13 protein-coding genes are annotated in these 15,134 nt (G+C 63.6%); 7 read left to right on the forward strand and 6 right to left on the reverse strand.

The annotated features are described in order from the left end of the window. Positions 1–162: 162 nt before the first annotated feature. The 5 genes from CCOS865_RS16995 (at position 163) to fabB (ending at position 7,043) form a co-directional block, all read left to right on the forward strand. Positions 163–2,271: a TonB-dependent receptor plug domain-containing protein gene (locus tag CCOS865_RS16995; protein ID WP_119142899.1), complete on the forward strand. Its 2,109-nt coding sequence runs from the start codon at positions 163–165 to the stop codon at positions 2,269–2,271. Next, positions 2,271–3,161 carry an ABC transporter substrate-binding protein gene (locus tag CCOS865_RS17000; RefSeq protein WP_119142901.1) on the forward strand — a complete coding sequence of 297 codons (891 nt, stop codon included), beginning with the start codon at positions 2,271–2,273 and terminating at the stop codon, positions 3,159–3,161. The genes CCOS865_RS16995 and CCOS865_RS17000 overlap by 1 nt, the downstream gene beginning before the upstream one ends. Continuing rightward, positions 3,158–5,089: an ATP-binding protein gene (locus tag CCOS865_RS17005; protein WP_119142903.1), complete on the forward strand. Its 1,932-nt coding sequence runs from the start codon at positions 3,158–3,160 to the stop codon at positions 5,087–5,089. The genes CCOS865_RS17000 and CCOS865_RS17005 overlap by 4 nt, the downstream gene beginning before the upstream one ends. 206 nt (positions 5,090–5,295) lie before the next feature. Further along, positions 5,296–5,811 carry a 3-hydroxyacyl-[acyl-carrier-protein] dehydratase FabA gene (gene fabA, locus CCOS865_RS17010; RefSeq protein WP_101318173.1) on the forward strand — a complete coding sequence of 172 codons (516 nt, stop codon included), beginning with the start codon at positions 5,296–5,298 and terminating at the stop codon, positions 5,809–5,811. Positions 5,812–5,822: 11 nt separating this feature from the next. After that, positions 5,823–7,043 (forward strand): beta-ketoacyl-ACP synthase I, encoded by a 1,221-nt coding sequence (gene fabB / locus CCOS865_RS17015; RefSeq protein ID WP_119142905.1) that lies wholly within the window; start codon positions 5,823–5,825, stop codon positions 7,041–7,043. Positions 7,044–7,196: 153 nt separating this feature from the next. Here fabB and CCOS865_RS17020 read toward each other — a convergent pair whose 3' ends face one another. Beyond that, entirely contained in the window at positions 7,197–8,201 is a 1,005-nt protein-coding gene (locus tag CCOS865_RS17020) for an amidohydrolase family protein (protein ID WP_119142907.1), read from the reverse strand. Between the two features lie 115 nt (positions 8,202–8,316). Between CCOS865_RS17020 and CCOS865_RS17025 the strand changes: the two genes are divergently transcribed. After that, the gene (locus tag CCOS865_RS17025; protein WP_119142909.1) at positions 8,317–9,180 is read left to right on the forward strand and encodes a pirin family protein; all 864 of its coding nucleotides are present in this window, start codon (positions 8,317–8,319) and stop codon (positions 9,178–9,180) included. Positions 9,181–9,380: 200 nt separating this feature from the next. On the opposite strand, the gene CCOS865_RS17030 is transcribed toward CCOS865_RS17025, so the two are convergent. The 4 genes from CCOS865_RS17030 to CCOS865_RS17045 form a co-directional block, all read right to left on the reverse strand. Beyond that, complete coding sequence (locus tag CCOS865_RS17030) at positions 9,381–10,106, reverse strand: dienelactone hydrolase family protein (RefSeq protein ID WP_119142910.1); 726 nt, start codon at positions 10,104–10,106, stop codon at positions 9,381–9,383. Positions 10,107–10,165: 59 nt separating this feature from the next. Then, positions 10,166–12,073, reverse strand: coding sequence for a molecular chaperone HtpG (gene htpG, locus CCOS865_RS17035; protein ID WP_119142911.1), 1,908 nt, complete (start codon positions 12,071–12,073; stop codon positions 10,166–10,168). Positions 12,074–12,168: 95 nt separating this feature from the next. Continuing rightward, positions 12,169–12,627: a PaaI family thioesterase gene (locus tag CCOS865_RS17040; RefSeq protein WP_119142912.1), complete on the reverse strand. Its 459-nt coding sequence runs from the start codon at positions 12,625–12,627 to the stop codon at positions 12,169–12,171. Further along, positions 12,624–13,103, reverse strand: coding sequence for a PaaI family thioesterase (locus CCOS865_RS17045; protein WP_119142913.1), 480 nt, complete (start codon positions 13,101–13,103; stop codon positions 12,624–12,626). Before CCOS865_RS17045 ends, CCOS865_RS17040 begins: the two co-directional genes overlap by 4 nt. 149 nt (positions 13,104–13,252) lie before the next feature. On the opposite strand from CCOS865_RS17045, the gene CCOS865_RS17050 reads away from it, so the two are divergent. Further along, positions 13,253–13,528 (forward strand): hypothetical protein, encoded by a 276-nt coding sequence (locus CCOS865_RS17050; RefSeq protein WP_119142914.1) that lies wholly within the window; start codon positions 13,253–13,255, stop codon positions 13,526–13,528. A gap of 51 nt (positions 13,529–13,579) precedes the next feature. On the opposite strand, the gene CCOS865_RS17055 is transcribed toward CCOS865_RS17050, so the two are convergent. Beyond that, on the reverse strand, positions 13,580–14,344 hold the full coding sequence (locus CCOS865_RS17055; protein ID WP_119142916.1) for a DUF599 domain-containing protein: 765 nt from the start codon (positions 14,342–14,344) through the stop codon (positions 13,580–13,582). Positions 14,345–15,134: the final 790 nt, after the last annotated feature.

Consider the following 15,134-nt stretch of genomic DNA (forward strand, 5'->3'; position numbering starts at 1 on the left):
CAGAACCAGTGGCAGGCGGTTGCAAGCTGTGAAGTCGCCTGCAAGGCCCGCAAAACACCCCACTGACGGGCATCGACGCAATCCGAGAACCTGACCGAGCCGCTGGAAAATCCTGCAAGGTCGGTTAACATGCCTGATTAAACACCGATACAAGGCAGTTCCGTGTTCGCTGGCACGCCCCCCTTCCCTCGCCTGCTGTTGCTGACTGCCCTGCTGGGCGGCCCGGCCGTGGCCGACGATCTGTTCATTGACAACCAGGACCTGCCGCAGGTTCTGACCGCCACGCGCCTCAAGCAATCCCCGGCGGCCGTGCCCGGCAGCATGACCGTGCTCGACAGCGAACTGATCCGCGCCAGCGGCGCCCGCGACATCCCCGAACTGCTGCGGCTGGTGCCGGGCATGATGATCGGCTACGGCGCCGGCAACCAACCCACCGTCAACTACCACGGCAGCAACGTCAGCGAAGCGCGGCGCATGCAGGTTTTGATCGACGGCCGCTCGGTGTACCGCGCGGGCCTGGCCACGGTGGACTGGAGCGATATCCCGGTGGCCCTCGAGGATATCGAGCGGATCGAGGTGTTCCGCGGCCCCAACACCGTCAGCTACGGCGCCAACGCGCTGATGGCGGTGGTCAACATCCTCACCCGCAACCCGGCCGACAGCCACGGTACGCGGCTGAAACTGACCCGCGGCGCCGACGGCATCAACGACTACTACGCCAGCCAAGGGTTTGGCTGGGATAGCGGTGACCTGCGCCTGTCGCTGTCGGGCCAGCAGGACGACGGCTTCGACCAGGATCAGCTCGGCCGGGATTACCGCGACAGCCGCCGCCTCAACCGCATCAACGTCAGTGCCAGCCACATGCTGGCGGCGAACCAGACCCTGGAATGGCAGCTGGCGGCCAAGGAAGGCAGCAACCAGCGGCCGTATACCTACCAGCCGGTGTTCCCCTTCGTCACCCAAACGGGCAATGACGCCGACGTCAACGCCAAGGACTATGCCGCCTCGGTGCGCTGGAACATCGACTTCAACCCCGAGCACAGCCTATACGTACAAGGCGCGGCCCAGCATTTCGACCGCCAGCAGGTCTGGCGCGCCTGTGATGCGGCGCTATCGTTCAGCCCCGAACTGACCCGCCTGTGGCAGCTGAACTCGAACTACGCCGAGCAGGTGGCGCGCAACATCAGAAACCCACCCGGCAACAGCGATCCGACCTTGCAAGGCCTGCGCGACCAGGTGAAGAACCAGTGGGACAACCTGGGGGGCAGCAATGTCGTCTGCGGCGACGTCGATCAAAGTACCCGTGAGACCCGCTATGACCTGGAAATCCAGGACACCCTGAGCCTGACCGACAACCTTCGCTTGCTCACAGGCGCCAACGTTCGCTACGACAAAGCGGACTCGCAGACCTATTTCAACGGCACCCTGGACGACCAGACCTGGCGCCTGTTCGGCCAGTTCGAGTGGCGCGTCGACGAGCACTGGATCCTTCAGGGCGGGGCGATGTTCGAAGACAGCCGTCTCTCGGGCAACTCGCTCACCCCACGCGTAGCGCTCAACTACCTGATTACCCCGCGCCACGGCTTGCGTGCGGTGTACTCCGAAGCGGTACGCTCGCCGGACATGTTCGAAAACAACGTCAACTGGAGCTACACCGTTCGCAACCTGGCCCCCTACCAGCCCGGCCTGGGCAGCGGCCAGTACTTCGTCAAGACCCGCGGCCCGGGCGACCTCGATCAAGAGCGCATGCGCTCGCGCGAGCTCGGCTACAACGGCAGCTTCAGCGACCTGAACGTCGACGTGAAGGTGTTCTACGACGAGATCAGCGGCATGATCAGCGAGCCGCTGCGCAACAATCAGTACATCGCCAGCAACAGCAACAAGGCGCGCTTCAGCGGCAGCGAGGCGCAACTGGACTGGCGCCCGACCCAACGCGATCGCCTGCGCCTGACCTACGCCTACGTCGATACCTGGGCCAGCAACCTCAACGACAGCAGCAACACCGCGCGCAACAGCGGCTCGGCCGGCTGGATGCGCGACTGGGGCGCGGGCTGGTCGAGTGCGCTGTTCTACTATGGCGACGACACGCTCAATGGCTACCGCTTCGAGCGCGTCGACCTGCGCCTGGCCAAGCGCCTGCGGATCCAGGGCAGCACCCTGGAACTCGCCGCGCTGTGGCAGCAGCGCCTGGACGACGAACCGATCACCCTGCCGCAGAACCGCTACGACAGCCGCCAGCGCCTGAGCGTCAGCGCGGAGCTGGAGTTCTGATGGCCCGCCTGCTGCGCCTGCTGCTGTTATTGTGCCTGTGGCCACTGGGGACGCTGTCAGCCAGCGAGATCCTGCTGGTCGGCGATGATCAGCCTGGCATTCGCAGTTTCGTCGAGGCTGTGCAAGCACGCCGCGGCCACGATCAGGTGCGTTTCCAGAGCACCGCCAGCCTGCCACGCCCCGGCCAGCTGAAAGGCGACATACGCCTGGTGCTGCTCGACAGCGCCGCGCTGGAGTGGCGCCTGAGCGAAGCCGCCGGGCCACCGGCACTGGCCATGCGGGTCAGCCGGGTCCAGGCCGAGCAACGCCTGGGAAAGTCGCGGCCGGCCTACCTCAGCCTGCTCTGGAGCGACCCGCCGCTGGAGCGCCAGTTGCGCCTGACCCGCCTGCTGCTGCCACAGGCACGCCGAGTTGGGGTGCTGTATGGCGAGCAGAGCCGCTTTCTGCTGGATGAACTGCGCCAGGCGGCGCGCGCACTGAAGCTGGAGATCATCGCCCAGGACTGGTCCGACCTGCGCGACAGCCGGCCCCTGCAGCACCTGCTGGGCAACAGCGACGTGCTGCTGGGCATCGACGACCCCGACCTGTACAACGCCAAGACCGCCAAGAACGTCCTGCTCAGCAGCTATGGCCGGCAGATGGCGCTGATCGGGCCGAACGCCGGCTTTGTCCGCGCCGGCGCCCTGGCCAGTACCTACAGCGACCAGGACGACTGGCTGGCGGTGCTCGACCAATTGCTCGACCAGCCCCCGGCGCGCTGGCCACGCAGCCTGTACCCCGCGCATTACGGTGTCAGTGGCAACCAGCAGGTGGCCCGCGCCCTGGGCCTTGAACCGATCGACCCGCAGGCCGCCGCGCTGACCCTGGCTGAAGGAGAGCCCACCCCATGAGCAAACGCCTGAGCTGGGATATCCATACCCGCACGCAGATCATCAGCCTTGGCCCGGCCCTGCTGCTGACGCTGCTGCTGATCAGCTTCTTTACCTTCGTACGCATCCAGGACCTGCGCCAGGAGCTCAACCACACCGGGCAACTGATCGCCAACCAGCTGGCACCGGCCTCCGAATACGGCGTCATCTCGGGCAACAACGAAGTGCTCGAAAGCCTGATGCGCGCGACCTTGAGCATCCCTCACGTGCGCTTCCTCGAGGTGCAGGACAGCCGCAACCACATCCTGGTCTACGTCGAGCAGTCCGATGAAAGCGCCAACCGGGCGCAGCGCGTCGAGGTGTTCCAGGCGCCGATCCGCCTGCAACAGCTGCGCCTGGACAGCGACTTCCTGCAACACAGCAAGACACCGATGCCACGCATCGGTGACGACTACCTGGGCCGGGTGATCGTCGGCATGTCCGACGACGCCTTCAGCCAGCGCCAACAGGAAATCGTCATCAAGGCCGGTATCCTCGCGCTGTTCGCCCTGCTCTTCACCTTTCTCCTCGCCCGCCGCCTGGCCATGAGCCTGGCCAAGCCGATCAGCGACATGGGCCACGCCGTCAAGGCCATCCAGCAGGGTGAATTCAACGCCCCGGTGCCGGTGGTCGACGACAGCGAGCTGGGCCACCTGGCGCGGCACATCAACAACCTCGCCAGCGCCCTCGAACAGGCCAGCCAGCAACAACAGCAGGCGATCGCCCAGCTGACCCAGGCGCGCGAGGAAGCCGAGCAGGCCAACCGCGCCAAGTCGGACTTCCTGGCGATGATGAGCCATGAGCTGCGCACGCCGATGAACGGTGTGATGGGCATGCTGCAATTGCTCGAAACCACCCCGTTGACCAGCGAACAGGCCGACTACACGTCGGTGGCCGGCGAATCCACCGGGCACCTGCTCAAGGTCATCAATGACATCCTCGACTTCTCGCGCATCGAGCGCACCCACCTCGAGCTCGAGCACATCGACTTCAACCTCGGCGAGCTGATCGCCAGCAGCGTGCAGTCGTTCCAGCACAGCGCCCTGCAACGCGGGCTGGACCTGCACCTGAAGCCGACCCCCGGCCTCGAACGGCTGCAGGTCGCCGGCGACCCGACGCGCATTCGCCAGATCCTGCTGAACCTGATCGGCAATGCCTTGAAGTTCACCGAGCAGGGCCAGGTCGAAGTCGAAACCCGCTGGCAGGTGACCGACCGCCAGACCCTGTGGCTCACCTGCGCGGTCCGCGACACCGGGATCGGCATCGACAAGGACCGCCTGGAAACCATGTTCGTGGCCTTCCAGCAGGCCGACAGCTCGATCTCCCGGCGCTATGGCGGCACCGGCCTGGGCCTGGCGATCGCGCGCACCCTGGCCGAACGCATGGGCGGCCAGCTGCGCGCCGAAAGCCGCGTAGGGCTGGGCTCGACGTTTACCCTGGAAATGCCCCTGACGCTCTCCAGCACACCACTCGCCCTGCCCCCGGACACGCCGCCGAGCAGCGCGGCGCCAGCGCCTGGCGGGCGGGTCTTGCTGGTCGAGGACAACCCGGTCAACCAGAGCGTCATCGAGGCGATGCTGCGCAGCCTGGGCTTCGAGGTCAGTGTCGCGCTGGATGGCGTGCAGGCGGTGGAGCAGGTCGACCAGCAGCGGTTTGCCGCCGTGCTGATGGACTGTCGGCTGCCGCGGGTCGATGGCTACGAAGCCACCCGGCGGATCCGCCTGCTGGCCCATGGCGGCGCCCTGCCGATCATCGCCTTGACCGCCAGCGCGCTGCAGGGCGACCGTGAGCGTTGCCTGGCGGCGGGCATGAACGATTACCTGAGCAAACCGTTCAAACGTACCGACCTGCAGCGGGTGTTGCAGCGCTGGCTGCCCGGGCAGACAGCTGCGACTGGCGATAAATGCTAAAGTGCGGCAGTCTTAGACTAGACAGGACCGTCGCTGGGCCTGAAAATACCGGTTTCAGTGAACACCTGTACTTCATTTGCCAGGTGTTCTGTGACTTTCACCACAACGCAATAGTCTACCTGTAGGCTGCCACTCTGAGCTTGTAGTGCTCTGGGATGGCCGGGAAGATTCATCCCCTGCCGCATGGGGATTATTGAGGAGCTCGCATGACCAAACAAAACGCCTTTACTCGGGAAGACCTGCTGCGCTGCAGTCGCGGTGAGCTGTTCGGCCCAGGTAACGCGCAACTGCCCGCCCCGAACATGTTGATGGTCGATCGCATCACGCATATCAGCGAAGAAGGCGGTAAGTTCGGCAAAGGTGAATTGGTCGCCGAGCTGGATATCACCCCGGACCTGTGGTTCTTCGCGTGCCACTTCGAAGGTGATCCGGTCATGCCGGGCTGCCTGGGCCTCGACGCCATGTGGCAGCTGGTCGGCTTCTTCCTCGGCTGGCAGGGCCTGCCGGGTCGCGGTCGCGCCCTGGGTTCGGGCGAAGTGAAATTTTTCGGCCAGGTCTTGCCTACGGCGAAGAAAGTCACCTACAACATTCATATCAAGCGCGTCCTGAAGGGCAAGCTGAACATGGCCATCGCCGATGGCTCGGTCAGCGTCGACGGCCGCGAGATCTACACTGCCGAAGCCCTGCGGGTCGGCGTGTTCACCTCCACTGACAATTTCTAAGGGTTATTCGCATGCGCCGCGTCGTTATCACTGGTCTGGGCATCGTATCGTGCCTGGGCAATGACAAAGAGACCGTCACCGAAAACCTGCGCAAGAGCCGTCCGGGCATTCGTTTCAACCCGGACTATAAGGAAATGGGGCTGCGTAGCCAGGTTTCCGGTTCCATCGACTTGAACCTCGAAGAACTGATCGACCGCAAGGTGTTCCGCTTCGTGGGTCACGCCGCTGCCTACGCCTACCTGTCGATGCAGGACGCGATCAAGGACTCGGGGCTGACCGAAGAGCAGGTTTCCAACCCGCGCACCGGCCTGGTAGCAGGCTCCGGCGGCGCATCGACCCTGAACCAGATGGAAGCGCTGGATACCCTGCGCGAGAAGGGCGTCAAGCGCGTCGGCCCATACCGCGTCACCCGCACCATGGGCAGCACGGTCTCCGCGTGCCTGGCAACGCCGTTCAAGATCAAGGGTATCAACTACTCGATCTCCTCGGCCTGCGCCACCAGCGCACACTGCATCGGTACCGCACTGGAGCAGATCCAGTGGGGCAAGCAGGACATCGTCTTCGCCGGTGGCGGTGAAGAAGAGCACTGGAGCCAGTCGTTCCTGTTCGACGCGATGGGCGCACTGTCGACCAAGCGCAACGAAACCCCAGAGCAGGCCTCGCGTGCCTATGACGCCGACCGTGACGGTTTCGTCATCGCGGGCGGCGGCGGCATGGTGGTGGTCGAAGAGCTGGAACACGCCCTGGCCCGTGGCGCCAAGATCTACGCCGAAATCGTCGGCTACGGCGCGACCTCCGACGGCTACGACATGGTCGCTCCGAGCGGTGAAGGCGCCATCCGCTGCATGCAGCAGGCGCTGTCCACCGTCGACACCCCGATCGACTACCTGAACACCCACGGCACCTCGACCCCGGTCGGCGACGTCGCGGAGATGAAAGGTGTGCGTGCAGTGTTCGGCGACAAGGCACCGAAGATCAGCTCGACCAAGAGCCTCTCCGGTCACTCGCTGGGCGCCGCAGGCGTACACGAGGCGATCTACTGCCTGCTGATGATGGAAAACAACTTCATCGCCGGCTCCGCCAACATCGATGAGCTGGACCCGGAGGTCGCTGACCTGCCGATCCAGCGCGAGACCATCGAGAACGCGAAGATCGACACCGTGATGAGCAACAGCTTCGGCTTCGGCGGCACCAACGCCACCCTGGTGCTCAAGCGCTGGGCAGGCAAGTAAGGCCTGACTGCTGAACTGAAACGCCCCGACTGGTTCGGGGCGTTTTTGTTTCTGGGTTTCGAGTTTTCCAGACCGGCCTCATCGCGGGCAAGCCCACTCCTACAAGTGGCGCTGATCCGCGGGCTTGCCCGCGATGAGGCCAGCAACGGCAACTCAATGGCCCTTGGGCAGCACCGCCAGGAAGTTGTCCCGCGCTACCTTGCGCGCCACGTCCTCCGGCAAGGCATCCAGGAATGGATCGAAGCCACGCATTTCCTTCCCCAGGGTGCCAAACCGCCCGACTACATCCGACCCCAGCATGAACCGCTCAGGGTAGCGCTCGACCAATTCGACCCAGGCCTTCCTCGGCTTGCCTGCCTCATCGAGCAGGTACGGCTCTAGCACGCTCCAGGACAAGTCGATGTACAGGTTGGGGTAGTCCTTGAGCATGCGCTCCAGCACTGGCAGGAGAAAATCCATCTGCGTCTGGTGCCGATGAATCTCCTTGCTCGCCCCCGCATGCGCCCAGATGAAGCGGGTGTGCGGATGGTTGCGCAGCGGCTCTTCGATTTCCGCCAGGTACAGCGGATTACGCTCGCGCTTGGAGGTGATATTGGAATGGATCAGCACCGGCAGGTCGCGCTCGGCCGCCAGGTGATAGATCCGCGTCATCGCCTCGTTGTTGGCCCTCGGCGTGTCGCCGCTGGTCAGCGCCGTCAGGTCATCGTGACGGGTAAACACCTCGCCGATGCCCTGCCACATGCCTGGGTACAGCTCGAGCATGCGTTCGATATGGCTCAGCGCATTCTTGTCGACCGGGTTGAAGCCGGTGAGAAACGGATGAAAGCGCTTGCGCTGCTCCGCCGGCAGCTTCTCCAGCGCCGCTGCCACGTAGATATCGGTGGCGCTGTACCAGTAGGCGTCGGCGTCATCGCCTGCGTAGTAACGTGGCCGCTTGGGCTCGTCCTCGTGCCACTTCTTGGCCACCGAGACGCCCGAGATCATCGACTGGTCGATCCCCGCCTGGTCCATCGCCTCGAGTAACGCCGGCATGCCTTCGGTCTCCTGGAAGAAGTCGACGTAGTGCAGATGGGCATCGCTGTAGCGGTAGTCGCGCGCCTGCGCGGCGTGGCACATCAGCCCCGTGAGCAGCACGCCAGCCAGTGCTCTGGCAATCATGAGCGCCTCCTTGTCCTGATTCGAACAGGGTAGACCCACGCGCACCGGCGGCGGTTCAGCAATGGCCGACAACCCGCTATGCTGGGGGCTCTTCCGCCCCCGCCTGGAGCCCAGCATGAGCCGCCCGTTGATCATCCGCCCGCGCGCCGAATCGGTCGAGGGCCAGCCGATCCTGCGGCCGCTGCCGTCGGCCCAGTGTCGCAGTGTCGGGCCGTTCGTGTTCTTCGACCATATGCTCGAGACGGACTACTCACCCGGCCACGGCATGGATATCCGCCAGCACCCGCACATCGGCCTGTCGACCCTGACTTATCTGTTCGAGGGCGAGATCCTGCACAAGGACAGCCTGGGCTCTGCGCAGCGGGTACTGCCGGGCGAGGTCAGCTGGATGACCGCAGGCGCGGGGGTCGCGCATGTCGAGCGCACGCCGGCCGAGGGTGTCGCCAAAGGCTCGCGCCTGCATGGCCTTCAAGTCTGGCTTGCGTCGCCGCGCGAACATGAACAGGGCGCCGCACACTACAGCCACCACGCAGCGGCGAGCCTGCCGGTCAGCGACAGCCTTGGGGTACGGATCTGCATGATTGCCGGCGAGGGCTTCTGCCTGGCGTCGCCGGTGCCGGTGCTCTCCCCTACCCTCTACGCCCATGTGCACATGCAGCCGGCCACCAGCCTGGTAGTGCCGACCGAGCACCTGCAGCGGGCGCTGTACCTGCTGGATGGCGGGTTGCTGCTCGATGAGCAGGAGGTGGAGCCCTGCAGCCTGGTGGTGCTGCCTGAGGGCGAAGCGGTGACGCTGTACGCCGAAGGGGAATGCCAGCTGGTGCTGGTGGGTGGCGCGCCGCTGGATGGGCCACGGCGGATGAACTGGAATTTTGTTGCCAGTGATCCGGCACTGATCGAGCAGGCCCGGGCGCGCTGGGCTGCAGGGGACTGGCCGGTGGTGCCAGGGGAACGCGAACGGATCGAACTACCGCGCTAGTGGGGCCGCTGCGCAGTCCTTCGCGGGTGAACCCGCTCCCACAGGGTGCTGCGGCGCTTTACAAAATTCTGCTCTATACGCGACAGCACAGCCTCTAAGGCCGGGCAATCTCCCACAAGGACCGCGCCACTCTCGAGGTCGGCACCCCCCCTGTGGGAGCGGGTTCACCCGCGAAGGGCTGCGCAGCAGCCCCGGCTATTTCAGCCTTTGAACACTTCAGTCAGCAGGTTGTGCATGGCCTTGAACGCCCGCTCCGAGGTGTTGCGGTCGTACTGCATCTTGCCGGGCACATTGGCCGCCGGATCGGTGAACGAGTGCACCGCGCCGCCATAGCTGAGCAACTGCCAATCGACCTTGGCCGCGTTCATCTCCGCCTCGAACGCCGGCAACTGCTCACGCGGCACCAACGGGTCAGACGCACCATGCAGCACCAGCACCGCGCCTTTGATACGCTTGGCGTCTTCGGCATCCGGTGTATCCAGGGTGCCATGGAACGACACCGCCGCCTTCAGGTCCGCCCCGGTACGGGCCAGTTCCAGCGCACAGCAACCGCCGAAGCAGAAGCCGAACGTTGCCACCTTACCCGGCGTCAGCAGCGCCTTGGACTGCCCCAGCAGCTGATCCAGAGCCTCTTTCATGCGCTTGCGCAGCTCTGCGCGATCATTCTTCAGCGGCATCATCGCCGCCCCCGCCTCGTCCGCATTGGACGGGCGTACCGACTGACCATACAGGTCAGCGATCAACACCACATAGCCCTGCTCGGCGACTTCCCGGGCGATTCGCTCGGCGCCTTCGCCGATACCCATCCAGTTCGGCGCCATGACCAGGCCTGGTCGGCCCAATGCGCCGGGCTCATACACCAGGCGGCTCTCGTAGGTCTTGCCGGACAGGTGATAGACCAGCGATTCAATGATTACCTTGCTCATCAAACTCCTCCTTGCACCCAAGAAAAAGCCCGCCGAAGCGGGCTTTCCTAACCTCTAACTCAAGCAGACAGCTCGACCAGAAGCTTGTTCAGGCGACGGACGTACGCCGCCGGGTCCTTCAGGCTGTCGCCGGCTGCCAGCGCCGCCTGATCGAACAGGATGTGCGACAGTTCGGCGAAGCGGTCTTCGCTCTGCTCGTGATCGAGCTTCTCGATCAGCGGGTGAGCCGGGTTGAACTCGAAGATCGGCTTGGAATCCGGCACTTTCTGCCCGCTGGCCTCGAGGATCTGGCGCATCTGCAGGCCCAGGTCCTGCTCACCAATGGCCAGGATCGCCGGCGAGTCGGTCAGGCGGTGCGAGACACGCACCTCGGCAACGCTGTCACCCAGTGCGGCCTTGAGACGCTCGACCAGGCCTTCCTTGTCCTTGGCGACTTCTTCCTGGGCCTTCTTGTCTTCTTCCGAATCCAGCTTGCCCAGGTCCAGGTCGCCGCGGGCGACGTCGACAAAGCTCTTGCCGTCGAAGTCGCTCAGGTAGCTCATCAGCCACTCGTCGATACGGTCGGTCAGCAGCAGCACTTCGATGCCTTTCTTGCGGAAGACCTCCAGGTGCGGGCTGTTCTTGACCTGCGCGTAGGTTTCGCCGGTGAGGTAGTAGATCTTGTCCTGGCCTTCTTTGGCGCGGGCCAGGTAGTCCGCCAGGGCAACGCTCTGCTCGCCGCTGTCGTCATGGGTCGAGGCGAAGCGCAGCAGGCCGGCGATCTTCTCCTTGTTGGCGAAGTCTTCTGCCGGGCCTTCCTTGAGGACCTGGCCGAAGTTCTTCCAGAAGCCCTTGTACTGCTCTGGCTCGTTTTTCGCCAGCTTCTCGAGCATGTCCAGCACGCGCTTGGTCAGCGCGGTCTTCATCGAGTCGATGATCGGATCCTTCTGCAGGATCTCGCGCGAGACGTTCAGCGACAGGTCGTTGGAGTCGACCACACCCTTGATGAAGCGCAGGTACAGCGGCAGGAACGACTCGGCCTGGTCCATGATGAACACACGCTGCACATACAGCTTCAGGCCGCGTGGCGCTTCACGCTGGTAGAGGTCGAACGGCGCGCGGGCCGGCACGTACAGCAGCGAGTTGTACTCGAGCTTGCCTTCGACCTTGTTGTGGCTCCAGGCCAGCGGGTTCTCGAAGTCGTGGCCGATGTGCTTGTAGAACTCCTGGTATTCCTCGTCCTTGACCTCGGTACGCGGACGGGTCCACAGGGCGCTGGCGCGGTTGACGGTTTCCCATTCCTGCGCGGGCTTTTCTTCGCCTTCGGCGGCTTCGGCCTGCTCCTTGGGCAGCTCGATCGGCAGGGCAATGTGGTCGGAGTACTTCTTGACCACGTTGCGCAGACGCCAGCCGTCAGCAAACTCTTCCTCGGCCTTTTTCAGGTGCAGGACGATGCGGGTGCCACGCTGTGGCTTGTCGATGGTGGAGACTTCGAAGTCGCCCTCGCCTTTCGACGACCAGTGCACGCCCTCGGCGGCCGGCTGGCCAGCGCGACGGCTGTAGACGTCGACCTTGTCGGCAACGATGAAGGCCGAGTAGAAGCCCACGCCGAACTGGCCGATCAGGTGCGAGTCCTTCTTCTGGTCGCCGCTGAGGTTCTTCATGAAGTCGGCGGTGCCGGACTTGGCGATGGTACCCAGGTGCGCGATGACGTCTTCGCGGCTCATGCCGATGCCGTTGTCCTCGAGGGTCACGGTGCCGGCTTCCTTGTCGAAGCTGACGCGGATCTTCAGATCAGCATCGCCTTCGAGCAGCTCAGGCTTGGCCAAGGCCTCGAAGCGCAGCTTGTCGGCGGCGTCGGAGGCGTTGGAGATGAGCTCGCGCAGGAAGATTTCCTTGTTCGAGTACAGCGAGTGGATCATGAGGTGCAGCAGTTGCTTCACCTCGGTCTGGAAGCCCAGGGTTTCTTTTTGTGTCTCCACACTCATGGTCTTCAAAACTCCGATCTGATGGCAGTGGTCGCCCGGCGGCCAGGTTGGCCAGCTTTTACGGCGGGATGACAAGCAGATGGGGGCATGCCCGACTATTTCAAGGGCTTTTGCGGTTCGATCTTGAAATGAGCACGTGCGGTGGCGATCGGCGTGTCGCGATCCGCCTGCCAGGCAGTGATCGCCACGTTGGTGATGCGTCGCCCCTGACGCCACAGCTGGCACTGGGCGTAGGTGTCGCGCAGGTGGCCGGCGCGCAGGTAGTCGATGGAAAAATCGATGATCTTGGGAATGCTCGCGCTCTCGCTGTAGATCAGCAGGTACAGGGCCGCGGAGAGCTCCATGAAGCCGGCAATGACGCCGCCATGAATGGCGGGCAGCAACGGGTTGCCGACGTTGTCCGGGCTGGCAGGCAAGCGAAACAGCAGGTCATCGCCCTGGCGCTGGCACTCGATGCCGATCAGGCTGGCGTAGGGGATCAGCGACAGCAGTGGGCGGTAGTCGCCCACGGCATGCGCTTTATTAAGGCGCTGACGCACGTCGTGAGGGATCATCTGCCCTGCTCCGTTTTCAACCGTTTGCCAAAGCCGATGCCGCCCCTCACCGCCTGGCCCAGGCGCATGAAGGTGCCGACCACCTGGCAGATCGGCTGGTCGGGGTCATCCTGGTACGCCGTGCCGCGGGTAAAGATCACATCGCGGGTGACCCGGTAGCACTGCGCGTGGCCATAGATGTCCTTGCCGGCCTCGGCCGGGTGCATGTAGTCGATGCGCAGGTCGAGCGTCGGGCACACCTCGAACTGTGGCAGCGCGCAGAGCGTGGCCATGCCACAGGTGGTGTCCAGCAGCGTGGTCAGCGCACCACCATGGACCGCGCCGGTCTGCGGATTACCGACAATCAGCGGCGACCAGGGCAATACCAGGGTCATGCCGTCGGCATCCGCCTGGTGCACGCGCATCTGCAATAACTGGCAGTGCCTGAGTGCCGAAAGAAAGCGTTCGGCCATGGCCTTCAATGGGGTGTCGCTCATGCGCTCGCTCCCTCTACCGTAACGGCACAAAACCCGAAAAAAGTCTATGTAGAACGGGGCGTTATATATCTGTAACCTGCGCGGAACTTATTCCACTTACTTGAGCTCGAAGGAACAAGTAAGTTATTCAACCCAGGAGAGACACCCCCATGCGTAAACCTTTTGCTTTTGCTCTGATGCTGGCCGCTGCCATGGGTCTGGCCGCTTGCGATAAAAAAAGCGAAGACAAAGCCCAGGACGCACAGCAACACGCTGAGCAAGCCCAGGAAAAAGCGGGCGAAGCTCAGGATAAAATGAACGAGGCTGCCAAGGAAAACGCCGAAGCCGCCAAAGATCAGGCTGAAGCGCAGCAAGAAGCGGCTAAAGAAGCTGCTGACGAAGCTACCCCTGCTGCACCGGCGCCAGCCGAACCTGCCAAGCCGTAATTGGCATAAACAAAAAAACCCGACTTTGTCGGGTTTTTTTGTGCCTGAAGTTTATCGATTAATCGTTTCAGTTGCTGGCATTGAACTTTCTTTGCTGGCGTCGAGCGGCGCACTTTCGGTGGGGGTGAACACCATCACTTCCAACACGTCGGAATGGAACTCGCGGCGGTACAGAATCAGCACCACGCCAATACTGGTGACCATGAACAACCAGGGCCCGATAAACCAGGTGAGCATGGCCATGCCGAAGTAATAAGCGCGCAGGCCCAGGTTGAACTGGTTGGCGGCCAGCGACAGCACGCGGGCCGCGCGCGAAGCAAAGGCCTTGCGCTCGAGTTCATTGACCTGGCGCTCACCAATCATCGGTGCCGAGCCGACCAGTACGGCCGCGAAGTTGTATTGACGCATGCACCAGCTGAAGGTGAAGAAGGCATACACAAACACGGCCGCCAGGCTCAGCAGCTTGATTTCCGACATGCCCTGGGACGCCTGCTGCACCAGCGGCAGGTCGGCCAGCAGCGACAAGGCGCGGTCCGAAGCGCCCAGCACGGTGAGGATACCGGCGAGGATGATCAGGGTGCTGGAGGCAAAGAACGAGGCGTTACGCTCCAGGTTGCCGATCACGCTGGCGTCGGCGATGCGGTTGTCGCGCAGCAGCATGCGGCGCATCCAGTCTTCGCGGTAGAGGTGCAGCACACTGGCCAGGCAGGCGGTGTCGCGGCCTTTGAAGATGGCATAACGGGTGTAACCGCCCCAGCACAGGGCAAACCAGCAGACCGCCAACAGATTGCTCAGATTGCTTTGAATAAAGCTCATCAGGTTCTCGACCGTTCAGGTGCAAAGAGGGATATTGACCGGATTTCGACGCCTGGGTTTGGCAAAAGGCACGTGCTCGGCATAAAAAACAGCCAGTGAGTTTATCCAGTTGGTGGGGTGCTGCTGCCGGCCCCTTCCGCCCTTACGGCGGGTCACTTTTTTTCTTGGAAAAAAGTAACCAAAAACCGCTTGCTCCTACATACGGCCCTTCGCTGCGCTACGGGTTCCCTCACTCCGGTCTTGCTCCCGCGAGGACCGGGCTGTACGGGCCTTCCTGGCCCGCAGCCCTTGCCGGCCTTCCTGGCCGTCACCTCGCTCCGCAAGACCTCCGTTCGGCCTCCTGAAGTCGCAGTAGATCAAGATCACAAGCCAGATCAAGATCAACGGCCAGATCAAGGGCCAGGGCAACGGCTGGCGAATCGCTTCGCTCTCGCTTGTTTATAAGGGCGGTACAGCGCGTCAGCGCCAGAATTTGCATTGACCTTCCGGCCATCGCGGGCAAGCCCGCTCCTACAGGTCGGCGCGGTCCTTGTAGGAGCGGGCTTGCCCGCGATGATCAGATATCCACCAAAAATGTCACTATCGAAGATAACGCCAGCCCAGGCGCCACCCCTAACTTGGCGACCTCAGGAGGCCGAACGGAGGTCTTGCGGAGCGAGGTGACGGCCATGGATGGCCGGCAAGGGCTGCGGGCCAGGAAGGCCCGTACAGCCCGGTCCTCGCGGGAGCAAGGCCGGAGTGAGGGAACCCGCAGCGCAGCGGAGGGCCGTATGTGGGAGCCAGCGGTTTT

This window comes from Pseudomonas reidholzensis, assembly GCF_900536025.1.
Lineage (GTDB): Bacteria > Pseudomonadota > Gammaproteobacteria > Pseudomonadales > Pseudomonadaceae > Aquipseudomonas > Aquipseudomonas reidholzensis.